Here is a 23,161-nt window from a genome sequence, read left to right on the forward strand (position 1 = left end):
AAGGCAGTGCCCCGGGGCGGACGGCTTTACGGACGCTCGCCCTCCGCTCATCTGACGGAAACTCAAAAACCGCACAGTACGGGACAATTGTCGGCTCTTACGTCACGTTCGGCCCGGCAATTTCCCGATGTCCCTTGATCGGGCAACTGTACGATGGCTACCGTCAACCTCCGTGAAATCGTTAGCACCTAGAGCCTCTTTGGCAACTGATGCATCATCAGGCCGCCTTGACGTGCCGGTTCTCGGCGCGAGCGGGAGTCCGGTACCGCTGCACGTGGACGAGGACGACCCCTGTTTCTTCGATCATCCGCTCGACCACGTCCCCGGCATGCTGCTGGTGGCGGCCCTGCTCGACCTGATCCGCGCCCGGATGCGGGAACAGGCGGACGCGGGCTTCGGACGGCTCCGGATCTCGCTGAGCTTCGACCGGATCTGCGAACGCGACCGGCCGGTGCTGCTGCACTGCGACCCGGTCCCGGCCGACGACGGACCGGCCTGGCGGCTGCTGGCCGACCAGGACGGCGAGACCGTCTGCCAGGCGGTCGTCGGCCTCGGCCGGACCGCGGCACCCACCGGGCGGCGCACCGCCACGGGCACTGCCGGGCCGGACGGTGACCTCCCCGCCGACGCCGCCCTGGTGCACCGGCGCCTGCCGGAGAACATCCTGCTGGGCACGGCCGTGCGCACCGAGCGGGCCGCCGTCCTCGTGCCGTCCGACGGGCACCGGCTGCAGGGGGACGCCGAGGGCCTGCACACCCCGGACGCGCTGATCGAGTCCGCCCGCCAGATGGCCACCATGCTCGGGCACACGGCGCACGGACGCGATCCGGACGCCCAGATGCTCTGGCTCAGCCTCGAAGCCGACGTGCCGACCGACCTCCCGACGTCCGTCCCGCTGGCGCTGCACTGGGAGTTCACCCCCGCCCGGGGCGCGCGGGCCGCCTACCCGATGGTGCTGGTCGACGCGGAGAGCGGCGCGCCGCACGGCCGGATCGAGATCGTCGTCCACTCCCTCGACCGAGCCCGCTACGAGAGGCGGAGGGCCGCCAAGTGAGTACCGCGAAGTCCGTTGCCGGAGACGGCCCTTCCCTGGCCGTCCAGGCACCCCGTCTGCTCTTCCTCTGCGCGGTGGCCGCGGTCGGCACCGGCGCGGTGGTCCACCTGCGCCACCTCGACCGCACGGTGGACCTGGTCGCCGGCCTCCTCGCCGTCTGCTACCTCGCGTGGCTCGCGGTCGAGATCCCCGTGACGTTCCGCAGGTCAGCGGCCCCGCCCAGCGAGTCGGCCACCCTGCTGCTCTACGCCGCGGCCCGGATCGCCACCGCCGGCACCGCCGTGCTGGGCCCCGTGCCGTGGGACGGCTGGTCGTGGGCGCTGCTCGTGCCGGCCCTCGTCTTCGTCGGCGGCGTCACCCTGCGACAGGTGGCGATCCACACGCTCGGCCGCTTCTACTCGCACCACGTGATGCGCCAGCAGGACCACCAGATCGTCACCTACGGCCTGTACCGGTTCATCCGGCACCCCGCGTACGCGGGGATGCTGCTGGCGCACGTCGGGTTCGTCGGCTTCTTCCTGAACCCGGCGAGCGCCGTCCTGCTGGTCACGCTCGCCGCCGCGATCACCTGGCGGATCCGCACCGAGGAACGGATGCTCATGAACATCCCCGGCTACGGCGCCTACGCGGCCGGCCACGCCCGACTGGTCCCGGGGCTCTGGTGACCGCGCCCACGGAGGTGCGGGAGGGCCGGCTGCTGCTGACGCCCGACGAGCTGCTCACCACGACCCGGACCGTCCGCCGGCGGCTGGACCTGTCACGCCCGCTCGACCTCGCGGTCGTCAAGGAGTGCCTGGAGATCGCCCTCCAGGCACCGAACGGCGGCAACACCCAGCACTGGCACTGGCTGGTCGTCACCGACCCGGACCTGCGGAGGCGGATCGCCGCCGTCTACCGCCGGGTGTTCGACGCCCGCTACCCGTCCGGCGAACGCCCCCCGGCCACCCCGGAGGAGGAGGCCACCGCGCGCATGGTGGCCAGCGGCCGTCACCTGGCCGTACACCTGCACGAGGTGCCGGTGCTGGTGATCCCGTGCCTGCGGCTGCGAGGCGGGCGCCTTCCGGCCGGCAGCCAGGCCGGTCTGTGGGGATCCCTGCTGCCGGCGGCCTGGAGCTACATGCTCGCCGCCCGGTCCCGCGGGCTGGGCACCGCGTGGACCACCGTGCACCTGGACGCCGAGCAGGAGGTCGCCGCCCTCCTCGGACTCCCCGACGACGTGCGCCAGGGTGCCCTGATCCCGACCGCGCACGTCCTCGGGGAGGGCTTCCGGCCGGCTGCGCGCCGGCCCGTGGAGAGCGTGCTGCATCTGGACGGCTGGGCCGGTCGAGCGTGGGGCGGTGGATCCGATGACTGACCTCGTGGTCACGGCGGAGGCCGGCGACGTCCTCGCCGACGCCACCGCGGTGGGGAACAAGTTCGCCCGTCAGGAGCTGCTGCGCCGGGCGGGCTTCCGGGTGCCGGAGTTCTTCTGCCTGTCCGCCACGGCCTTCGACCGGGCGCTCGACGAAGTCCGGCCGCTCCTTCCGGACCTGCCGCCGGACACCGGCGACGAGTCCGCGGTCGTCGACTGGTGCGCGGCCGCCCACAAGGCCCTGACCGACCTGAGCGTCCCGCCGGCCCTGGCCGAGCGGATCCGGGCGGAGTTCACCTCCCTGGTCGGCGCCGACGGCCTGGTCGCGGTCCGCGCCTGCGTGGTCCCGGTCGCCGGCTCCGGGCCCGGGGGCGCCGGGGCCGGCGCGGGCGGCCCGGGCGGCACCACGGACGACGCCGTCGGGGAGGACAGCGCCGTCGACCCGTTCGCCGGGATGAGCGACAGCTTCCTGTACGTCGACCTGGCCGGGCTCGCCGACGCCGTCGTCCGCTGCTGGGCGTCCGCCTTCAACCCGCAGGCCGTGCGCTACCGCGCGTTCCGGGGACTCGACCCGACGCGCGCCCGCGTCGCGGTCGGCGTCCAGCGGATGGTGCTCGGCACCCGCTCGTTCGTCGCGTTCACCCGCGACCCCCGGGACGGCTCCCGTCGCCACCTGATCGCGGCCGCGCACGGCATCGGCGAGGGCGTCGTCCAGGAGAAGGCCGACATCGACCACTTCTTCCACGACCCCGCCACCGGCCGGGTGACCGCGCAGACCGTGCGCAAGCGCTGGTCGATGGGCCTGCCGGAGGACGCCGTCGCCGGAGCGCCGGTCCTGCTGGCGGTGCCCGCGGACCTGGCCGACCCGCCGGTCCTCGACGACGCGGAGGCCCGCACGGTGGCCGAACTGGCCGCCCGGGTGGAGGAACTGTTCGGCACCCCCCAGGACATCGAGGGCGCCATCACCCCCGACGGCGTCATCCACCTGGTGCAGGCCCGGCCGCTGGTGACCGCCCCCGCGGCGGGCGCGCCCGCCGCGCCGGACGGCGCCGGCCCCACCGTGTACTGGGGCAACCACAACATCACGGAGAGCTTCCCCGGGGTGTCGGGCGCGCTCACCTACTCCCAGTCGCGCGAGTTCTACCGCCGGTCCTTCGGCGACCTCTACCGGCGGATGGGCGTTCCCGCACGGCTCCTGCGGGAGAACGCGCACCGGCTCACCCGGATGGTCGGCTACCTGGAGGGCCAGGTCTACTACCGGCTCGACGACTGGCACGAACTGCACGGCCAGATGCCGATGTTCGACATCGTGCGCGGCCTCTGGGAGCAGGGCATGGGCATCACGGGCCCGGCCCGCGGCACCCGCCGCCGGTCGCGGGCCCGGGTGGTGGGTTCGGTGCCGGGCCTGCTGTGGCGCACCGCCGCCCACCCGTGGGAGGTGAGCCGCTTCCTCCACTGGTGGGACCGGCAGATGACGGAGGCGAACGCCGTCGGTGACACCCCCGAGGAGCTGATCGCCCTCTACCGGCGGATCTGGGACCGGGCCGAGCGCAAGTGGGGCGTCACCCTGGTCAACGCGCTCATCGCCCTGCTCGTCCTGCGCTCCGGCACCGCCCTGCTGCGCCGGTGGACCGGCCTCGGGCCGCAGGCGTTCGTGGCACTGCTGGTCGGCGGCAAGGAGAACCGGTCGCTGGAGGCCGTCCGCGCGGCCATGGCCCTGGGCGAGCTCGTGGGCACGATTCCCGAGCTGCGCCGCGCCGTCGTCGAGAACGACGACCCGCGGCAGGTGTGGACGGACCTGACCGCCGGCCGCTACGGCGAGCCCGTCGCCGACGCCGCCCGGTCGTACGTCGCGCGCTACGGCGACCGCGCCCTGCACGACCTCAAGCTGGAGGAGCCCACCCCCCGCCAGCACCCGTGGGCCGTCGTGCCGCTGATACGCCCGCTGGTCCGCCAGGGGGCGACCGTCGCCGCCAACCGGGCGGAGGAACGGGCCGCCGCCGAGCGGGCCCGCGCGAACCTGCGGGAGGTCTGCCCCCGTCCGGTGCGCCGCGCCGTGCTCCTGGCGCACGCGGCAGTGGCCCGGGACCTCGTGCGTATCCGTGAGGACACCCGGTTCTGCCGCACCCAGCTCTTCGGGATCTCGCGCGACGTGATGTGGCGCCTCGGCGCGGAACTCGCCCGCACCGGCGTGCTGGACGACCGGCTGGACGTGGCGGACCTGACGGTGGAGGAGGTCATCGGCGCCTTCGACGGCACCGGGACCGTCTCCGACCTGCGCGCGCTGGCGGCGCTGCGCCGGGCGGACCGCCTGCGCTGGACGGAGTCCGAGCAACGACCCAGCCTGCTGGGCGTGCCCGGCAACCTGCCGCTGGTCCGCGCACTCCCGTACGCCGCGCCCGTCCTGGGCGACGACGCCCGCGACGACCGGGTGCTGCGGGGGATCGGCTCCAGCGGGGGTGTGGTCCGGGGCCGCGCCACGGTGGTGCTCGACCCCGGCGCCGGTACGGACGTCGACGGCCGGATCCTGGTGGCCCGGGAGACCGACCCGGGCTGGCTGTTCCTGATGATGTCCGCCAAGGGCCTGGTGGTCGAACGCGGCACGCTGCTGTCGCACACCGCGATCACCGGCCGCCTCCTCGGCGTCCCGACGGTGGTCGCCGTGCCGGAGGCCACCAGGGCGATCCCGGACGGTGCGTGGATCGAGATCGACGGGAGCGCCGGCACGGTCCGGCTGCTCCCCGACCCGGCGAACGCCGAGCCCGCCGAGCCCGCCGAGCCCGCCGAGCCCGCCGAGCCCGTTGAGAACACCGGGCCCGACGGGCCTGCCGAAGACGTGGCGAACGCCGATCATGCGACGGGCCCCGCGAACGCGGCGGGCGCCCGGAAGACCGAGGGGGCCGAGAACGATGACTGACCCGGTACGTTTCCCCTTCCCCCCGGAGGCCGGTGTCTGTCCGGCCGCCGAGTACCACGAGCTCCTGGCCACCGGAGAGCCGTACCCGGTCAGGCTCTCCAGCGGCCGGCCGGCCCTCGTGATCACCCGTCACGAGGACGTCGCCGCCGTCCTCAACGACGACCGCTTCAGCCGGGCCCGCTACGTGGAACTCGCCCGCCCGCTCCTGGCCCGCAAGGCGGACTCGATCCTGCTCGCCACCGCCGACGCGCCGGACCACACCCGCCGCCGCCGCGCGATCCTGCCCGACTTCACCGCCCGGCGGGTCCGTCAACTACGGCCCCGACTGGAGGAGTTGGCCGAAGAGCTGCTGGACGGTCTGACCGCCGGCGCCGACCACGGCGAGGCGGACCTGGTCGACGGGTACACCGTGCCGTTCGCGATGCAGCTGATCTGCGAGCTCCTCGGCGTCCCGCGCGAGGACGGCGCCCGGCTGCGCCGCGAGGTGGACGTCCTCATGTCGACCTCCGGCCACACCCCGGAGGAGGTCGCCGCGACGCAGGCCCGGATGGACGCGTACTTCGAGGAGCTCGTCGCGGGGAAGCTGCGGGCCGTGGAACGCGGCGAACCGGCCGAGGACCTGCTGACCAGGATGGCGACCCGGCCCGAGGAGGATCCGGCCCTGCGGCTCTCGCCGAAGGAGATCGTGTCCCTCGGTTCGGGCATGCTGATGGCGGGCTACGAGACCACCGGCAACTCCTTCGCGATGTGCGTCCTGCTGCTGCTCGGGCATCCCGGTCTCGCCGAACGGCTGCGGGCGGAGCCCGGGCGGATACCGGCCGTGATCGAGGAGATGCTCCGCTGGAGCTCGCTCAACAACACCGGCGGCGCGCCCCATCTGGTGACGCAGGACACGGAGTTCGGGGGCCGCCCGGTCCGGGCCGGTGAGATCGTGGTGCCGGTCACGGCCGCCGCCAACCGGGACCCGGCGAGGTTCAAGGACCCGGACACCTTCGACCCGGACCGGCCGGACGCCACCGGACACCTGGCGTTCGGCCACGGCCGGCACCTGTGCCCGGGGGCCGAACTCGCCCGCGCCGAGCTGCAGATCGGCATGGCCGCGCTGCTGCGCCGGTTCGAGGTGCTGGAACTCGCCGTGCCCGAGGCGGAGTTGAAGTGGCGCCGGACGATGTTCATCAACGGCGTCTGGGAGTTGCCCGTCCGTTGGTCGACCCGTCCGAGGCAGTCGGCGCGGCCGAAGCCGTCGAAGCCGTCGGGGCCGTCGGCGTGATCCGTCGTCTCGGCCTCTTCGTGCGGGGCAGCTTCCCCCTGCCGCTGTCGGTGGTGTTCGGCGCCCTCTGGGCGGTGGGGGTGACGGGGCTCTACGCCGCCGTCCACCCGCACGCCCAGCACTGGCGGCCGGGGTGGGGCACCGTCCTCGCGGCGGTCACCGTCGTCGTCGACCTGCTGCTGCTGCGGGCCGCCGACGATCTGCGGGACCTGCCGTACGACCGGCGGCACAATCCGGGCCGCCCGCTGGCGCGCGGCGCGGTGCTGCCCCGCGACCTGGTGGTGCTGCTGGGCGTGGGCGCGGCCGTCCTGCTGCTGCTCAACACGGGGAACCGGCCCGCGCAGCTGCTGCTCGCCGCGCAGTTCGGGTACCTCGTCCTGCTGGTGGGGGCGGAGCTGCGGTTCGGCTGGCCGCCCGGGGACGCGGTGGTGCTGAGCGTGCTGTTGAGCGCTCCGGTCCAGATCCTGCTCAACCTCTACCTGTACGCGGTCTTCCTCGGCGACACCGGTCTGTCCGCGGACCGGCACGTCCTGGCGGTGCTCGCCGTGGTGATGCTCGCGGCCACCCACCACGAGCTGGCCCGCAAGCTGGTCCGGGCCCCCGGGGAGCGGGAGCGCACCTACGTCCACGCCTTCGGGGTCCGGGCCACCACCGCGCTGGCGGTGGGGTTCGCGGTCGCCTCCGCGGTGGCGGCGCTGGCCGTCCTCCGTCCGTGGGAGGCGGGGGCCGGGGCGGCCTGGGGGTGGCTGGTGGTCCTTCCGGTGGCCGTCGTCCTCCGGGCGGCGTGGAGCTTCGTCCGGGGCGGGGCGCCGCGCTGGCCGCTGCGCGCGGTGGTCGGCTACCTGCCGGCCGCCTTCACCTGCTACCTGCTGATCGGCATGGGGGTCACGGCATGAGGACGGAGAACCTGTTCATCGCGGGCCTGGGCACCTGGGTCCCGGGGTTCGAACCGGTGGCGGAAGCCGTCCGCGAGGGCCGGTACGACGCGGAGCGGGCGCGGGCCGAGGGCTGGACCGGCGTGGCGTTCGCCGGGGACGTGTCGGCGCCCGAACTCGCGGCCGGGGCGGGCGTGGAGGCCCTCAAGCGCTCGGGCCTCGACGCCGACCGGATCTCGCTGGTACTGCACGCCGGCACCTTCCACCAGGGACCCGACGGCTGGTACGCCGCGAACTACGTCCAGGACAAGGTGGTCGGCACCGCGGTGCCGGCGATCGGCCTGGACCAGGGCTGCACGGCGATGCTGGACGCGCTCCACCTCGCCCACGGCCACCTGGCGGTGGGTCCCGGCGGCGGCGCGGTGCTGGTGACGGCGGCCGACAACTTCGGTGCCCCGCTGGTCGACCGGTGGAAGTACGCGGACGGCTGGACCGCCGGCCGGGGCTCGGTGCTCGGTGACGCGGGCTGCGCGGCGGTCGTCTCCACCGAGGGCGGGCCGCTGCGGATCCGTTCGCTGGCGCTGTCGTCGCTCTCCAGGTGGGAGCACCTCTACCGGGGGGAGGACCCGGTGTTCCCGCCCAGGCCGGGCCTCACGGTCGAGACCTCCCTGGGGCGGCGGATGGCCGCCCACGCCGACCGGCTCGACCGGGACGGCGGCCACGACGCGGAGGGCGGGGCGCGCCGGGCCGTCGCCGGTGACCTGGTGCGGGCGCGGACGGCCCTGGCCCGGCAGGCGATGGAGGAGGCGGGCATCGGTCCGGCCGACGTCACCCGGGTCACCCACGTGTTCTCCGGTCACCCCCGCTACCTGGAGACCCTGCTGGAGCCGCTGGGGATCGACCCCGGCCGCGGCATGCTCGACCTCGGCCGTGCCCACGGTCACCTGGGGGCGGGCGACCAGTTCCTCTCCCTCGCCCACCTCGTGGAGACCGGCGCCGTGTCGCCGGGCGACCACGTCCTGATGATGGGCAACGGCGCGGGCATCTCCCTGGCCTGCTCGGTGGTCGAGGTCCTGGAGGACCCGGGCTGGTGAGGTCGACACCGACCCGCCCCGCGCACCCGTCACGCCGCCGCGGCGTGACGGGTGCGCGCGTCACCGGTCCGGGGGGATGTGGGCGAGCATGCGTTCCATGCCGCCCACCCAGTTGGCCCTGAGCGCCTCGGTGGCGCCGGTGAGGTCGCCGTCGAGGAGTCTCCGGGCGATCTCGCAGTGCTCCTCGGCCTCGCGGGCGACCGGCTGGTCCTCGGCGACGACGAGGTTCTCGTAGCGGCGCATGCCGGCCTTGATGCGGGCCAGCAGGTCGAGCAGGCGCTCGTTGGGGCAGCCGCTCAGCAGGAGGCCGTGCCACTCGTCGTCGCGCCGGTCGACGGTCGCGTGGTCGGCGACGGGGTCGGGGAACTCCCGGGCCATCTCCAGGAGCCGGGGGGCGATGCCCCGCAGGTGCGCGGGGTCGGAGGACTCCAGTGCGAGGGACTCCAACGAGGCGACGATCGCGACGAGTTCACGGAACTCGGTACGGCTGACGGGCGCGAAGCGGAAGCCGCGGCCCTGGTTGCTCTCCAGGACCCCTTCGCCGGTGAGGGTGATCAGCGCCTCGCGCAGGGGGGTGCGGCTGACGCCCAGTTCGGCCGCCAGGACGGCCTCGTTGACGTCGGTGCCGGGGGCGAACTCGCCGCGGGTCAGACGGTCCATCAGCTCGTCGCGGATCTGTTCTCGCAGCGGGCGGCGCTCGATCGCCATCGGGTCCCCAATCCTCGGATTTCCACCATAGCCCTTGACCGGATGCAGAGTACTGCACTATGCATTCTGAATACAAAATGCGAACCGGGTGGACGGGAGGCGGCAGATGAGCCTGACGCGGGTGCCGGGGATGCTGTTCGGAGGTGACTACAACCCCGAACAGTGGCCCGAGGAGGTGTGGGAGCAGGACGTCCGGCTGATGGCCGAGGCCGGGGTGAACGTCGTGACCGTCGCGGTGTTCTCCTGGTCGCGGCTGGAGTCCGCGCCCGGGGTCTTCGACTTCGGCTGGCTGGACCGGGTCCTTGACCTGCTCCACGCCCACGGGATCGCGGTGGACCTGGCCACCGCGACGGCGACGCCGCCGCCCTGGCTGGTGCGGGAACACCCCGAGATGCAGCCCGTCGACGCGGGCGGGACCCGCCTGGGGTTCGGTTCCCGGCAGGGCTGCTGCCCCTCCTCGCCGGTGTTCCGGGCGGGCACCGTGCGGCTGGCGCGGGCGATGGCGGAGCGCTACGGGGAGCACCCGGCGCTGGTCATGTGGCACGTCGGCAACGAGTACGGCGACCACACGGTCGAGTGCTTCTGCGAGGAGTCGGCGCGGGACTTCCGGCGCTGGCTCGCCGACCGCCACGGGAGCCTGGAGGGCCTCAACACCGCCTGGGGGACGTCCTGCTGGGGCCAGCACTACACGGAGTGGACGCAGGTCGAACCGCCCCGGAAGGCACCCGGTCCGGTCAACCCGGCCCAGGTCCTGGACTGGCGGAGGTTCTCCAGCGACGCGCTGCTCGCCTGCTTCGAGGCCGAGCGCCGGGTGCTCAAGGACGTCACCCCGGACGTCCCCGTGACGACGAACTTCATGAGCATCCTGCACCACCTCGACTACTGGACGTGGGCGGCGGCCGAGGACGTCGTCAGCGACGACGCCTACCCCGACCCCGCCGACCCGGCGTCCCACGTGAAGGCCGCACTCAGCTACGACCTGATGCGCTCGCTGAAGCGGCAGCCGTGGCTGCTCCTCGAATCGGCGCCCGGCGCGGTGAGCTGGCGGGAGGTGAACGTCCCCAAGGAGCCGGGCCTCATGCGCCTGCACAGCCTGCAGGCGGTCGCCCACGGTTCGGACGGGGTGATGTTCTTCCAGTGGCGCCAGGCCGCGTACGGGCCGGAGAAGTTCCACTCGGCGATGCTGCCGCACGGCGGGACGGACACCCGCCAGTGGCGCGAGACGCTCGAACTGGGGGCGGACGTGCGGCGGCTGGCCGAGGTCGCGGGGGCCACGACGTCGGCCGACGTCGCCCTCGTCCTGGACTGGGACAGCTGGTGGGGGCTGGAGGCGCCGGAGTCGCTGCCGTCGAACCGGCTCGCGCTGCACGCGCTCCTCCTCTCCTGGTACCGGCCGCTGCACGCCCGCGGCATCGCCGTCGACCTCGCGCCGCCCGGCCGGGACCTCTCCTCCTACAAGGTCGTCGTCGTCCCCAACCTCTACCTGTGCACCGCGGAGCAGGCCGCGAACCTCGCCTCCTTCCCGGGCCGGCTGGTCGTCGGCCCGTTCAGCGGGGTCGTCGACGCCGCCGACCAGGTCCACGAGGGCGGCGCGCCCGGGCCGCTGCGGGAGCTGCTGGGCGTGCGCGTCGAGGAGTTCTGGCCGATCCCCGACGGCCTGACCCAGCAGGTGGTGACGCCGGACGGCACCCGGCTGACGGCCCGGACCTGGAGCGAGTGGCTGACCGTCGACGACGCGCAGGTGGTCGCGCGCTACCGCGGCGGTCCGCTGGACGGGCGCGCGGCGGTCACCCGGCGCGGCCACGCCACCTACCTCGGCTGCCTGCCCGACGACCTGACCCCGCTGCTCGACGAGGTGCTCGCCGGCGCCGGCGTCACCGGCGTCACCGGGACGGACCTGCCCGCCGGCGTCGAGGCGTGCCGCCGCGGCGCGTACCTGTTCCTGCTCAACCACGGGGCCGCACCGGCCACCGTCACCCTGCCCGCCGCCGGGACCGACCTGCTGACCGGCCGTCCCCTGCACAGCCACGTGGTGCTCGCGCCCCGCGACGCCGTGGTCCTGAAGCCCGAGGAGATCTCGTGACCCATCCCTACATCCCCAACGCGGGGCCCGAGGCCCGGGCGGCGATGCTCGCCGAGATCGGTGCGTCGAGCGTCGCCGAGTTCTACGGCGACATCCCCGCCGACCTGCGGCCGGGCCGCCCCCTCGACCTGCCCGCCCCGTTCGCCGACGAGCCCGGCCTGGTGCGGCACATGCGCGGCCTGCTGGCCCGCAACACCGACACCACCGAGGTGCTGAGCTTCCTCGGGCACGGCTGCTACCCGCACCACGTCCCGGCGGTGTGCGACGAGGTGAACGGGCGCGGCGAGTTCCTGACCGCCTACGCGGGGGAGCCCTACGAGGACCACGGCCGGTTCCAGGCCCTCTTCGAGTACGTCTCGATGATGGCCGAGCTGCTCGACATGGACGTCGTCAACGTGCCCACCTACGACGGCTTCCAGGCGGCGGGGACGGCCCTGCGGATGGCCGCCCGCCGCACGGGCCGCGGTCGGGTGCTCGTCAGCGGCGCGATCGCGCCGGACAAGCTCGCCAAGATCCGGGACTACCTGGCCCCGGACGTCGAGGTCGTGCTCGCCCCGGTGGCCGGCTCGGGGGAGGTGGGCGAGATCGACCTGGACGACACCTTCGCCGCGCTCTACCTGGAGACGCCCAACGTCTACGGCGTCATCGAGACGCGCGGGCGCGAACTGGCGGACCTCGCCCACGGCGCCGGCGCCCTCCTGGTCGTGGGGACGGACCCGATCGCGCTCGGCGTGCTCGCGCCCCCCGCGTCCTTCGGCGCGGACCTGGTCTGCGGGGACATCCAGTCGCTCGGCATGCACCAGCAGTACGGCGGCGGCCAGGCGGGCTTCATCGCGAGCCGGGACGACGAGCGCCTGGTCGCGGAGTTCCCCTCCCGCCTGTTCGGCATCGCCCCGACCGCCGTCCCCGGTGAGTACGGCTTCGGTGACGTCTTCTACGACCGGACCTCCTTCGCGCTGCGCGAGGAGGGCAAGGAGTGGGTCGGCACCGCGGCCGCCCTGTGGGGCATCACCGCCGGCGTCTACCTCTCGCTGATGGGCCCGCAGGGAATGCGCGAGATCGGCGAGACGATCCTGGCCCGGACCCGGTACGCGATGGGGGCCCTGGCCTCGGCCGGTGCCCGGGTCCGTCACCAGGGGGCCTTCCACTTCCGCGAGTTCGCCGTCGAGGTGCCGGACGCCGGCGCGTTCCTCGCGGCGCTGCGCCGCCGGGACATCTTCGGCGGGGTGCGGCTCGGCTCCCGGGAGGTCCTGGTCTGCGTCACCGAGCGGCACTCGATCGCCGACATCGACACCCTCGCGGCGGCCGCCAAGGACGCCCTCTCAGCCATCGGAGGCACCAAGTGAGCTCGCACGGAGAATCGTTCGCCACCCTGCCCGTCGCACCCAAGCCCGCGCTGCGCCGTTTCCACCAGGCCCGCTGGGACGAGGAGATCATCTTCGAGCTGTCCCGGCCCGGCCGGCGCGGGGTGGGCGTGCCCGCCCCGGACGCGCCGCCGGTCGAGCTGCCCGAGGGCGTCGGCCGCCGCACCCCGCCGGCGCTGCCCGAACTGTCGCAGAACCAGGTGGTCCGCCACTACCTGCGCCTGTCGCAGGAGACCCTCGGCGCCGACCTGAACATCGACGTCGGCCAGGGCACCTGCACGATGAAGTACAGCCCCAAGGTCAACGACACCTTCGTGCGGGATCCGAAGATCGCCGAACTGCACCCGCTGCAGCCCGAGGACTCCGTCCAGGGCGTGCTGGAGATCTACTGGCGGCTGGAGCAGATCCTCAAGGAGATCTCCGGCATGGCCCGGGTGTCGCTGCAGCCCGGCGCCGGTTCCGCGGCGATCTACGCCAACATCGCGATGATCCGCGCCTACCACGCCTCCCGGGGCGAGGGCGGCCAGCGCGACCAGGTCGTCACCACGATGTTCTCCCACCCCTCGAACGCGGCGTGTGCGAAGGTCGCCGGGTACGAGGTGATCACCCTGATGCCGGACGCCGCCGGCAACCCGGACATCGAGGCGCTGCGGGCGGCCGTGGGCCCGCGGACCGCGGCGCTGCTCATCACCAACCCGGAGGACACCGGGATCTTCAACCCGAGGATCCGCGAGTTCGTCGACCTCGTCCACGAGGCGGGCGGCCTGGCCTGCTACGACCAGGCGAACGCCAACGGCATCCTCGGGATCACCCGGGCCCGTGACGCCGGCTTCGACCTGTGCCACTTCAACCTGCACAAGACGTTCTCGACCCCGCACGCGTGCGGCGGGCCCGCGGCGGGGGCGTGCGGCGTCTCCGAGGCGCTGGCGCCGTTCCTGCCCGGACCGGTCGTCGAGCGCGCCGGGGCGTCGTACACGCTGGCCTCCCCCGAGCGGTCGGTGGGGAAGATCCGGCCGTTCCTCGGGGTCACGCCGAACGTGGTGCGCGCCTACGCGTGGGTGATGGCGCTCGGCGCGGACGGTCTGCGGGAGGTCGCGGAGACGGCCGTCCTCAACAACAACTACCTGATGCACAAGGTCCTGCGGATCCCCGGCGCCTCCGTCCCGTGGGCGGACCGGCGGCGGGTGGAGCAGGTCCGCTACTCCTGGCAGGACCTCACGGAGGAGACCGGGGTGCACTCCGAGGAGATCGGGATCCGCGCCGCCGACTTCGGCGTCCACTACTGGACCAGCCACCACCCGTACGTGGTCCCCGAGCCGTTCACCCTGGAACCGACGGAGTCCTACTCCCGCGAGGACCTGGACGAGTACGCCGCGATCCTCGCCCAGGTGGCCTCCGAGGCCCGGGAGGACCCCGAGTTCGTGAAGAACGCGCCGTACCACCAGACCGTCCACCGGATCGACCCCACCTCGCTGGACGACCCCGCGCAGTGGTCGCCGAGCTGGCGCGCCTACTGTCGCAAGCACCGCCGGTGATCGTCGGCCTGGTCGTGAACCCCGTGGCGGGACTCGGGGGTCCGGCCGCGCTCAAGGGCAGCGACGGCCCCGACGTCCAGGCCAGGGCGCTCGCCCTCGGCGCCGTCCCGCGTGCGGGGGAGCGGGCGGCCGCCGCGCTGGCGGCGCTCCACCGCCTGCGCCCGGACGTCCGGGTGCGCACCGTGGCGGGGGCCATGGGGGAGGACAGCGCGCGGGCGGCCGGCGTCCCCCACGAGGTCGTCCACCGCCCCCGGGCCGGTGCGGGGGCCGCCACCACGGCCGGCGGCGCGGTGACCGTGACGACCGGCGCGGCGGACACCCGGGCGGCGGTGGCGGTGCTCGGCGGGGCGGACCTGCTGCTGTTCGCGGGCGGGGACGGAACGGCGCGGGACGTGCTGGACGCCCGGCCCCGGGGGCCGGTGATCGGCGTGCCGGCCGGGGTGAAGGTCTACTCCGGCTGCTTCGCGGTCAGCCCGTTCGCCGCCGCCGCGACCGCCGCCGCGTTCGACGGGACCACCCTGGACGCGGAGGTCGTCGACCTGGACGAGGAGGCGTACCGGTCGGGGCGGGTGGGCGCCCGGCTGTACGGGACCCTGCGGGTGCCCGCGGCCAGGACGCGGCTCAGCGGGCGCAAGAGCGGGTCGTCGGGGGCGCCGCCGGGATCGGCGGAGTCGATCGCGCGCGAGGTGGTGGCGTCGATGGTGCCCGGCGAGGCCTACGCGCTCGGCCCCGGGGCGACGACGCTCGCGGTGGGCCGCGCGCTGGGTCTGGACCTGACGCCGCTGGGGGTCGACGTGGTCCGGGACGGCGTCCTGCTCGCCCCCGACGTCACCGAGCGGACCTTGCACACCCTTGCCATGTCACAGGTGACACATGGCGTGCTGTCCGTGATCGGCGGGCAGGGGTTCGTGATCGGTCGCGGCAACCAGCAGTTCAGCCCCCGGGTGCTGGACCGGCTCGCCGGGATCGTCGTGCTCGCCACCCAGCAGAAGCTCGCCGCCCTCGGCGGCCGGCCGCTGCTCGTGGACAGCGGCGACGCCGCGGCCGACGCCGCGTTCGGCGGCCACACCCGGGTCGTCACCGGGTACCGCGAGTCCGTGATGTACCGCATCCAGTCAGCGAACGAGGAGCTATGAACACGTTGCAGAACAAGGTCGCCGTCGTCACCGGCGGAGCCTCCGGCATCGGCCGGGCCACCGCCCGGCTGTTCGCCGCCGAGGGAGCGGCGGTGGTCGTCGCCGACCTGGCGGACGCCTCCGCCGTGGTCCGCGAGATCGAGGCGGCCGGCGGGCGGGCCGTGTCGGTACGGGCCGACGTCTCCTCCGAGGTCGACTGCGAGCGGATCGTGAACATCGCCGTCGAGCGGTTCGGCGGGCTGCACGTCCTGTTCAACAACGCCGGGATCATCCGGCGCCAGACCGCGCTGGAGATCTCCGCCGACGACTGGGACCGGGTGATGGCCGTCAACGTCCGGTCGGTCTACCTGATGTGCCGTTTCGCGATCCCGGCGATGACGCAGGGCGGCTCGATCGTCAACACCGGTTCCGGCTGGGGGCTGAAGGGAGGCGGCAACGCCCTGTCCTACTGCGCCTCCAAGGCCGCGGTCGTCAACATGACGCGCGCCCTGGCGATCGACCACGCCGCCGCGGGGATCCGGGTCAACTCGGTCAACCCCGGCGACACCATGACGTCGATGCTCCGCGACGAGGCGCGTCAGCTGCAGGTGGAGTGGTCGGCCTTCGAGAAGGACGCCGCCGACCGGCCGATGGGCCGGGCCGGGTCGCCCGAGGAGATCGCGAGCGCCGTGCTGTTCCTCGCCGGCGACGCGAGCAGCTACATCACCGGGTCCGCCCTCGTCGTCGACGGCGGCGGCCTCGCCTGACCCCCTGCTCCACCCCGCTCCACCACCCCCGCTCCACCACCCCCGTTCCACCTTTCCGTACCGCTCCGGCGCGCTCCACCCACCCACCCCCCCCGCGAAAGCTCCTCGGAGGCATCTGATGTCTGCTGTGAAGAGAAGGACGGTCCTGGCCGCCGTCGCCGCCGCCGTCGCCCTGTCCGTGTCCGTGTCCGCGTGCAGCGGGAGCGGCGGCGCGGGCTCCACCGGCGACGCGAAGGACGGCAAGGTCACCCTGCGCTGGTCGACCTGGGGTTCGGCCGAGGACATGGCGGTCTTCAAGGCGTTCACCGACGAGTTCACCAGGAAGTACCCGAACATCACGCTGAAGCTGGAGCCCGTCGCCTCCTACGAGGACTACCACCCCAAGCTGATCACCCAGCTCACCTCCAGGACCGCCCCCGACGTGTTCTACGTCGGTGACGACTACATCGGCAAGCTCGTCGCCGACGGCGTGCTCGCCCCGCTCGACGAGCAACTCGCCGGCCCCCTCAGCAAGAGCAGGCCGACGGACTTCTTCGAGGGCATCTACGGCGGGGCGAAGAAGGGCGGTGTGACGTTCGGCGTCCCGAACGACACCAACCCCGAGGTCCTGTGGTTCGACAAGAAGGCCCTCGCCGCCGCCGGCATCACCGAGGACCCGGCCGCCCTGAACGAGGCCGGCCGGTGGACCATGGCCAAGTACCTGGAGATGAACGCCAAGCTCAAGGACTCCGGCCGGTACGGCTCCATATTCTGGAACTGGTACGGCGCCAACTACAGCCTCGTCAACGGCTTCGGCGGCAAGGTCTGGGACAACGGCACGTTCGTCGCACCGTCCGACCCCAAGGCCCGGCAGGCGCTCAGGACCCTCGCCGACGGTTACCGGGACAAGACCTTCGCCTCCGCGGACCTGCTGCCCGAGGGCAACAGCGCGGCCACCCAGTTCGTCAAGCACAAGGCCGGCTTCTACGCCGGGGGCCGCTGGGTCATCGAGGGCATCGACAAGGGCGGCGATCGCGAGAGCTACGACGTCGTGCCGTTCCCCTCGCAGACCGGGGAACCGATCCCCGGCGCGGTCGCCGCGTCCTACCTGACCCTCAACAAGGACACCAAGCACCCGAAGGAGGCCTTCACCTTCCTGAGCGAGTTCGTCAGCAAGGAGGGCCAGCAGCTGCGGCTCAAGGGCGGCAGCGCCGTGCCGTCGATCAAGGGTGCCGAGAACCTGGTGACCGAGGGGAACTACCCCGCGCACGCCCGGACCTTCCTCGACGTCCGCGACAAGGGCTTCGCCAACTACCCCGACGAGGTCGCCGTCCCCGGCCTGACCAAGGCGATCAACGACCACCTCATGAAGATCTGGGAGGGCAAGGTCGGGTTCGACGAGGGGATGACCCAGCTCCAGAGCCTGGTCGACGGGATGAAGGGCCCGAAGGGTTGAGCGCCGTCTCCCAGGCCGTGGCACGCCGGCGGTCCCGCCCCGCACGGAGCGGCCGCGAGCCGCTCTGGCGGCGCCGGGACCGCCGGTGGGCCGTGGTCTTCCTCGCCCCGCAACTGCTCGGCCTGCTGGTGTTCCTGGTCGGCCCGCTCGGGTTCGCCGTCGTCCTGTCCTTCATGGAGTGGGACGGGCTCGGTGACGCGAGCTGGGTGGGACTGGACAACTTCCGGGCCCAGCTGACCGACCCCGCCTTCGGCCGCGCGGTGTGGAACACCGTCAAGATCGGCCTGATCACCGTGCCGGGCGGCCTCGTCCTGGCCCTCCTGCTCGCCCTGGCCCTGCACGGCGTGCGAGGCCGCACCGCCTACCGGGTCGTCTACTTCCTGCCGGTCGTGACGAGCTCCGTCGCGGTGTCGGTGATCTGGCAGATGATCCTCGGCGGCGGCGCCGACGGCATCCTGAACGGCACCGTGCAGGACGTCTTCGGGATCACCCTGCCGGACTGGCTGGCCGACCCGACCTGGGTGGTGCCCGCCATCGCGGTCGTCACGATCTGGTCGTCCCTCGGCCTCAACGTCGTGATCTTCCTCGCCGGACTCGCCACCATCCCGACGAACCTGCTCGAAGCCGCCCGGATCGACGGCGCCGGCCCCTGGCAGACCCTGCGCTCGGTCACCCTGCCGATGCTCTCACCCACGGTCTTCTTCACCGTGGTGGTCTCGGTGATCAGCTCCTTCCAGGCCTTCGACCTGATCTACGTCCTCGTCAACCCCGACCACAACGAGGGCGCCCAGACCATCGTCTACAAGGTCTACCAACAGGGCTTCCGCGAGTTCCACTTCGGCCTCTCCAGCGCCGCGGCCCTGATCCTGCTGCTCCTGACACTCCTCGTCACGGCGGTCCAGTTCAAGGCGCAGAAGCGCTTCGTCCACTACGAGTCGTGAGGCCGCCATGAGCAACCGCAGACGGATCCTCCTGCACACCGGCCTCACCGCCGGCGGCCTGGTCATGCTGTTCCCGTTCATCTGGATGATGCTGACCTCCTTCAAGGGCGCCACCCAGATGATCAACGACCCGCTCGCCTGGCTCCCCGGGCCGTGGCGCCCGCAGAACTACCCGGACGTCCTGGGCGAGGTGCCGCTCGGGCGCGCCTACTGGAACAGCATGTACATCGCGGCCGTCACCGTCGTCGCGACCCTGCTGACCGGGGCGATGGCGGCCTACGCCTTCGCCCGGATACCGTTCCGCGGCTCGGGGCCGCTGTTCGGCCTCTTCCTCGCGACCCAGATGGTCCCCGCCCAGGTCACGATCGTGCCGCTCTACATCATGCTCGCCAAGCTCCAACTCATCGACTCGCACCTGGCGCTGATCCTGCCGGCCGTCGCCAACCCGTTCGCGGTGTTCCTGCTGCGCCAGTTCATCCGGGCCGTCCCGGTCGAGCTGGAGGACGCGGCGCGGATCGACGGCGCGAGCCGGTGGACGATCTTCTGGCGGATCATCCTGCCCAACATCAGGCCCGGCCTGTGGACCCTCGGCATCATCGTCTTCCTGGCCAGCTGGAACAGCTACTTCTTCCCGCTGGTGTTCCTGAACACGCCGGACCTGTTCACCATCCCCCTGCTGCTCGACTCCTTCCACTCCCAGCGGGGCGGCGTCGACTACGGACTGACCGCCGCCCTGTCGGCGATGACCGTGGTGCCGATGCTGATCGCGTTCCTGGTCGGGCAGCGCAAGATCCTCAACAGCATGGCCTCCTCGGGCCTGGGAGGACGCTGATGCTCACGCTGGACCTCGTGGAGCGGCCGTTCACCGAACGCGGCTCGCGCCTGCTCGTCACCGCCCACCCGGACGGCCTCCGGATCGCCCGCGCCGCGTACGAGACCCCGCTCGCCCGCACCACCGAGCTGTCCGCCCTGGTCGTCCGCGACCCCGCCGGGAAGGACCTCCCCGTCGTCTCCGCGACGCCCACCGAGGTGGTGTTCGCCGGCGGGGTGTCGCTGCTGTTCGCCGACCCCGCCACGCTGGTGATCGCCGGACACCGCGCCCGGGCCTCCTGGCGGCGGCCCGACGGGACGGAGCACACCCTCGCCCTGGCGGGCTGCCACGTCCTCGTCGGCCCGCCCGGCCGGTGGTCGGAAGCGGCCGTGCGCGCCGCGTCCGAGGCCCGCTGGGCCGCGTGGTTCGCCCGGATGCCGCCCGTCCCGGAGGACCTGGCGGAACGCGCCCGGACGGCCTGGTGGACCCTGGCCGTCAACCTGCTGCCGATCGCCGGCCGCGAAGGACTCGTCCCCTCCAAGTACGGCTACGTGGGCGTCTGGAACTGGGACGCCCTCTTCCACGCCGTCGGCCTGCGCCACGCCTCGCCCGCCCTCGCCCGCGACCAGATCCTCCTGGTCCTCGACCACCAGCTCCCCGACGGACGCCTCCCGGACGTCGTCCACGACCACGGCGTCCTCGCCGAGACCACCGACCTCCCCCGGTCGGACCACGCCCGCCTGAGCGAACACGTCGGCCGGGCCAACGGCGCCCTGCCCTCCGCGGATCCGGTCCCGGTCACCAAACCGCCGCTGGCCGCCTGGGCCGTGCGGAAGCTCCACCGGAGCCACCCGGACGTCCCGTTCCTCGCCTCCGTCTACCCCCGGCTCGTGCGCGCGCACGACTGGTGGTTCACCGCCTCCGACCCGGACGGCGACGGGCTGCCCGAATACCTGCACCCCTACTCGTCCGGCCTCGACGACAGTCCCGTCTGGGACTACGGCCCCCGGGCCGAACCCCCCGACCTCAACTCCTACCTGATCCACGAGGCCGACTGCCTGGCGGACATCGCCGACGCCCTCGGCCGGCCCGGGGACGCCGCCCGGTGGCGCACGCGGGCCGCCGCCCACACCGACCTGCTGGTCGCACGCCGCTGGGACGGCACCCGCTTCCGCACCCTCGCCGACGGTGCGGACGTGCCCGTCCGGACCGTCCTCGACCTGATGCCGCTGTTCACCGGCCGCCTGCCCGCCGAGATCGCCGCCCACCTGGAGCGGACCCTCCGCTCGGCCGCCTTCTGGGGGGAACGCCCCGTCCCGACGGTCGCGTTCGACGATCCCGCCTTCGACCCGGACGCGATGTGGCGCGGCCCCGTCTGGCTGAACGTCAACTACCTCCTCGTCGAGGGCCTGCGCCACTCGGGCTTCGCCGAGACCGCCGACGAGCTCCGAAGCCGCACCCTGGCGATGGTCGCGGGCGCCGGCGGCCTCTACGAGTACTGGAACCCCCTGACCGGTGCCCGCGGCAGGCGCGCGACCTCCGGCTTCGGCTGGTCCGCGGCCCTCTTCGTCGACCTCGCCACCGACCGGCAGCACCTGCGGACCGGCCCGGACCGGCCGCACCCCTGAACCGGGGCGGCCGTCCCGTCAGGACCTCCCGGAGCGCGACCGGGCGGTCAGCCGCTGCTTCCAGCCCTTCGGGGGAGGCCACGGGACGCCCCAGGCCGCGAGCTGGCTGCGACGCCACCCGCCGGCCGGGGTCCGGGCCGCCTCGATCTCCTCGGGCGTCGGGCACACCGGCTCGCCAGGACCGGCGGGCGCCGGGTCGTCCTGCCCCGGAAGCGTCTCCTGACGGGGCCCGGGGACGGCCGCCGGACCGGGGTCCGGTTCCGGTTCCTCTACCGGGCCCGGAACGGAAACGGGCGCGGGCACGAGGTCCGGACCGGGCAGGGGCGTCGGCGTGGGCGCGAGCTCCGGGACGGCGACGGGAACCGGTGCGGGCGCGGCCCGGCCGGCGGAGAGCCGGAACGGCCGGGTGCGCCACTCCCACCCGTGACGCAGGGCCAGGGCCGCGATGTCCAGCGAACCCGGGCGCTGCGCACCCGCTGCGGTCAGCACGTGCGGCCATCCCAGCACCGTGCCCTCCGCCAGCAGCGGGCCGATGGCTTCGGCAAGACGCGGGTCCGCCGGGTGGTTCTCCACCAGCGAGCGGGTGCGGTACCCGTCGGTGACCAGCAGGCCCCAGCCGTGGTCGCGGCACAACGCCTCAAGGGCACGGTACTTGGCGACGTTGACGGCGGTGGCCATCTCGAAGACCGGCTTGACCTCGACGAGGACGCAGCGCCCGTCGGTGGTGGCGACGAGCAGGTCGGGGAAGTACGTGCGCGCCCGCCCGTCGAACTCGTAGCCGACGGCGAGGGGTTGCTCCTGGTAGTACGCGACCTGCGAGGCGAAGGAGAGGAGCTGGATCACCTGGAGCTCGGTCTCCGACTCGTACGCCACCGCGCGGCCGAGCTTGGGGCACTCCCACGACCCGGAGCGGGGATCCTCGTCGTCCGCCTCGCGCAGCGCCTCCAGCTCCGCGCGCGGGGGAGCGCTCCCGCCCGTACCGGCCCACCGGACGTCGGCCTCCAGACGGCTCCACCGCACGGTGGCCCGCTCGGTACGGCCCTGCCGCGCGGCCTCGCGGCGGGCCGCGCCGTGGCGCAGGGTGCGGATCGTCATGGCCTGGGCCGCGAGGTTGTCCGCCGGAAGCCTGCCGGCCCCGGCGAGGGTGGCGAGCAGGGCGACCGCCCGGCGCGGCGGGACGGACGGCAGCAGCACCCGCGCCAGGTCGAGGAGGCGTTCGGCGTCGGGCGGTCCGTCCTCGCCGTCGGTCGGGGTCCCGTCGGGGCGGCCGAGCTCGGACAGCAGGCTCCGGAACCTGCGGGCCGCGGGCGTGGTGGCGCGGGCCAGCGCGCTCACGGCCTTCTGTTGCAGCTGGCGGATGCGTTCGCGGGACAGGCCGAAGGCGTCGGCGACCGTCTCCAGCGTCTGTGCTTCGTGGTCGCCCACGCCGAGCCGGAGGGTCATGATCCGGCGGTGGCGCTCGCGGGGGAGCTCGTCGACGGCCGCCGCCAGGAGTTCCCGCAGCGCCATCGCGGTGTCGTCGTCGTGCCCGGCGACGGCGCTCCAGGGCGGGGCCGGCGCGGTGGCGCCCGGGCACCGGCACTCCAGCGCCCAGTCCTCCAGGAGCAGTTGCCGGGTGTCCTGCCACAGCCGTCGGCCGGTGTCCCGGCGGACGGCCGGGTCCGCGGCCGCCAGCGTGCCGACCACGGGGCGGGCGAGGAAGGCCGTCTGCCGATCGGGACGCAGCTCGTGCCCGGTCAGGTGCTGCCACTCGGCGAGAACGTCGGCGGCGCGGGGGTCCGGCGCGGCCGGTGTTCGGCGGGCGGCGCGACCACCGGCGCGACCACCGGTGCGTTCGGCGGTGCGTTCGGCGGTGCGACCAGCGGTGTGAGCGGCCGCGCGGACCGGGCCCGCATGGGTCCGCAGCCACTGCAGCAGTTCCTCGTCACCGGCGTCGGTGAGCGGCACGAAGCGGCTCAGACGCGCGCGAATGCCGCCGACGGTACGGCCGTGCCGGGCGGCGAGGTCCTCCAGGGACTCTCCCCGGCCCGCCGCCTCCAGCAGCCGTTCGTCCTCGTCCTCGGTCCAGGCCAGACCGGCTCTCGAACCGGATGCCTTGCTCTCCATGGTCCCCCCACGGTCCGTCACATCACTGGAGTGTCCTCGTGCACCACGACGAGGAGGCGGCAGCCCGGGTTCGCCCCGGACCGGGTGCCAGACGTCACACCGGCTCC

General features: G+C 73.6%; 18 protein-coding genes. 16 read left to right on the top strand and 2 right to left on the bottom strand.

Annotated elements, in window-relative coordinates; translation table 11 throughout:
- Window positions 1–232: 232 nt before the first annotated feature.
- Genes ACFWIC_RS25095 through ACFWIC_RS25125 form a run of 7 tightly spaced genes read left to right on the top strand, consistent with a single transcriptional unit; the run spans window position 233 to window position 8,561 of the window.
- Window positions 233–1,054, top strand: a complete 822-nt coding sequence (locus ACFWIC_RS25095) for an AfsA-related hotdog domain-containing protein (RefSeq protein WP_380520047.1) — start codon at window positions 233–235, stop codon at window positions 1,052–1,054.
- Complete coding sequence (locus ACFWIC_RS25100; RefSeq protein ID WP_380520048.1) at window positions 1,051–1,719, top strand: methyltransferase family protein; 669 nt, start codon at window positions 1,051–1,053, stop codon at window positions 1,717–1,719. The genes ACFWIC_RS25095 and ACFWIC_RS25100 overlap by 4 nt, the downstream gene beginning before the upstream one ends.
- Window positions 1,716–2,408: a nitroreductase family protein gene (locus tag ACFWIC_RS25105; RefSeq protein WP_329951237.1), complete on the top strand. Its 693-nt coding sequence runs from the start codon at window positions 1,716–1,718 to the stop codon at window positions 2,406–2,408. The genes ACFWIC_RS25100 and ACFWIC_RS25105 overlap by 4 nt, the downstream gene beginning before the upstream one ends.
- Complete coding sequence (locus ACFWIC_RS25110) at window positions 2,401–5,322, top strand: PEP/pyruvate-binding domain-containing protein (protein ID WP_380520049.1); 2,922 nt, start codon at window positions 2,401–2,403, stop codon at window positions 5,320–5,322. Before ACFWIC_RS25105 ends, ACFWIC_RS25110 begins: the two co-directional genes overlap by 8 nt.
- Window positions 5,315–6,592: a cytochrome P450 gene (locus ACFWIC_RS25115; protein WP_380520050.1), complete on the top strand. Its 1,278-nt coding sequence runs from the start codon at window positions 5,315–5,317 to the stop codon at window positions 6,590–6,592. The genes ACFWIC_RS25110 and ACFWIC_RS25115 overlap by 8 nt, the downstream gene beginning before the upstream one ends.
- Entirely contained in the window at window positions 6,589–7,488 is a 900-nt protein-coding gene (locus tag ACFWIC_RS25120; protein ID WP_329951240.1) for a hypothetical protein, read from the top strand. The genes ACFWIC_RS25115 and ACFWIC_RS25120 overlap by 4 nt, the downstream gene beginning before the upstream one ends.
- Complete coding sequence (locus ACFWIC_RS25125) at window positions 7,485–8,561, top strand: ketoacyl-ACP synthase III family protein (RefSeq protein ID WP_380520051.1); 1,077 nt, start codon at window positions 7,485–7,487, stop codon at window positions 8,559–8,561. The genes ACFWIC_RS25120 and ACFWIC_RS25125 overlap by 4 nt, the downstream gene beginning before the upstream one ends.
- A 60-nt stretch (window positions 8,562–8,621) precedes the next feature.
- Here the strand turns inward: ACFWIC_RS25125 and ACFWIC_RS25130 are convergent, their stop codons facing one another.
- A complete protein-coding gene (locus ACFWIC_RS25130) occupies window positions 8,622–9,269 on the bottom strand; it encodes a GntR family transcriptional regulator (protein WP_329951242.1) in 648 nt (215 codons plus the stop codon).
- A 106-nt stretch (window positions 9,270–9,375) separates the two neighbouring features.
- Here ACFWIC_RS25130 and ACFWIC_RS25135 point away from each other — a divergent pair, with 106 nt between their 5' ends.
- The 9 genes from ACFWIC_RS25135 (at window position 9,376) to ACFWIC_RS25175 (ending at window position 20,948) form a co-directional block, all read left to right on the top strand.
- On the top strand, window positions 9,376–11,352 hold the full coding sequence (locus tag ACFWIC_RS25135; RefSeq protein WP_380520052.1) for a beta-galactosidase: 1,977 nt from the start codon (window positions 9,376–9,378) through the stop codon (window positions 11,350–11,352).
- On the top strand, window positions 11,349–12,698 hold the full coding sequence (gcvPA, locus tag ACFWIC_RS25140) for an aminomethyl-transferring glycine dehydrogenase subunit GcvPA (RefSeq protein WP_380520053.1): 1,350 nt from the start codon (window positions 11,349–11,351) through the stop codon (window positions 12,696–12,698). The genes ACFWIC_RS25135 and gcvPA overlap by 4 nt, the downstream gene beginning before the upstream one ends.
- Complete coding sequence (gene gcvPB / locus ACFWIC_RS25145) at window positions 12,695–14,251, top strand: aminomethyl-transferring glycine dehydrogenase subunit GcvPB (protein ID WP_329951244.1); 1,557 nt, start codon at window positions 12,695–12,697, stop codon at window positions 14,249–14,251. The genes gcvPA and gcvPB overlap by 4 nt, the downstream gene beginning before the upstream one ends.
- Window positions 14,248–15,387, top strand: coding sequence for an ATP-NAD kinase family protein (locus tag ACFWIC_RS25150; RefSeq protein ID WP_380520054.1), 1,140 nt, complete (start codon window positions 14,248–14,250; stop codon window positions 15,385–15,387). The genes gcvPB and ACFWIC_RS25150 overlap by 4 nt, the downstream gene beginning before the upstream one ends.
- Window positions 15,384–16,133 carry an SDR family NAD(P)-dependent oxidoreductase gene (locus ACFWIC_RS25155; RefSeq protein ID WP_329876539.1) on the top strand — a complete coding sequence of 250 codons (750 nt, stop codon included), beginning with the start codon at window positions 15,384–15,386 and terminating at the stop codon, window positions 16,131–16,133. The genes ACFWIC_RS25150 and ACFWIC_RS25155 overlap by 4 nt, the downstream gene beginning before the upstream one ends.
- Before the next feature lie 118 nt (window positions 16,134–16,251).
- A complete protein-coding gene (locus ACFWIC_RS25160) occupies window positions 16,252–17,568 on the top strand; it encodes a sugar ABC transporter substrate-binding protein (RefSeq protein ID WP_355406657.1) in 1,317 nt (438 codons plus the stop codon).
- Entirely contained in the window at window positions 17,565–18,509 is a 945-nt protein-coding gene (locus ACFWIC_RS25165; RefSeq protein ID WP_329951247.1) for a sugar ABC transporter permease, read from the top strand. The genes ACFWIC_RS25160 and ACFWIC_RS25165 overlap by 4 nt, the downstream gene beginning before the upstream one ends.
- Before the next feature lie 7 nt (window positions 18,510–18,516).
- Window positions 18,517–19,341 carry a carbohydrate ABC transporter permease gene (locus ACFWIC_RS25170; RefSeq protein WP_329876545.1) on the top strand — a complete coding sequence of 275 codons (825 nt, stop codon included), beginning with the start codon at window positions 18,517–18,519 and terminating at the stop codon, window positions 19,339–19,341.
- A complete protein-coding gene (locus ACFWIC_RS25175; protein ID WP_380520055.1) occupies window positions 19,341–20,948 on the top strand; it encodes an amylo-alpha-1,6-glucosidase in 1,608 nt (535 codons plus the stop codon). Before ACFWIC_RS25170 ends, ACFWIC_RS25175 begins: the two co-directional genes overlap by 1 nt.
- An 18-nt stretch (window positions 20,949–20,966) precedes the next feature.
- Here the strand turns inward: ACFWIC_RS25175 and ACFWIC_RS25180 are convergent, their stop codons facing one another.
- The gene (locus ACFWIC_RS25180) at window positions 20,967–23,054 is read right to left on the bottom strand and encodes a TnsA endonuclease N-terminal domain-containing protein (RefSeq protein WP_380520056.1); all 2,088 of its coding nucleotides are present in this window, start codon (window positions 23,052–23,054) and stop codon (window positions 20,967–20,969) included.
- Window positions 23,055–23,161 lie beyond the last annotated feature (107 nt).

Source organism: Kitasatospora sp. NPDC127035 (assembly GCF_042726075.1).
Taxonomy (GTDB): Bacteria; Actinomycetota; Actinomycetes; order Streptomycetales; family Streptomycetaceae; genus Kitasatospora.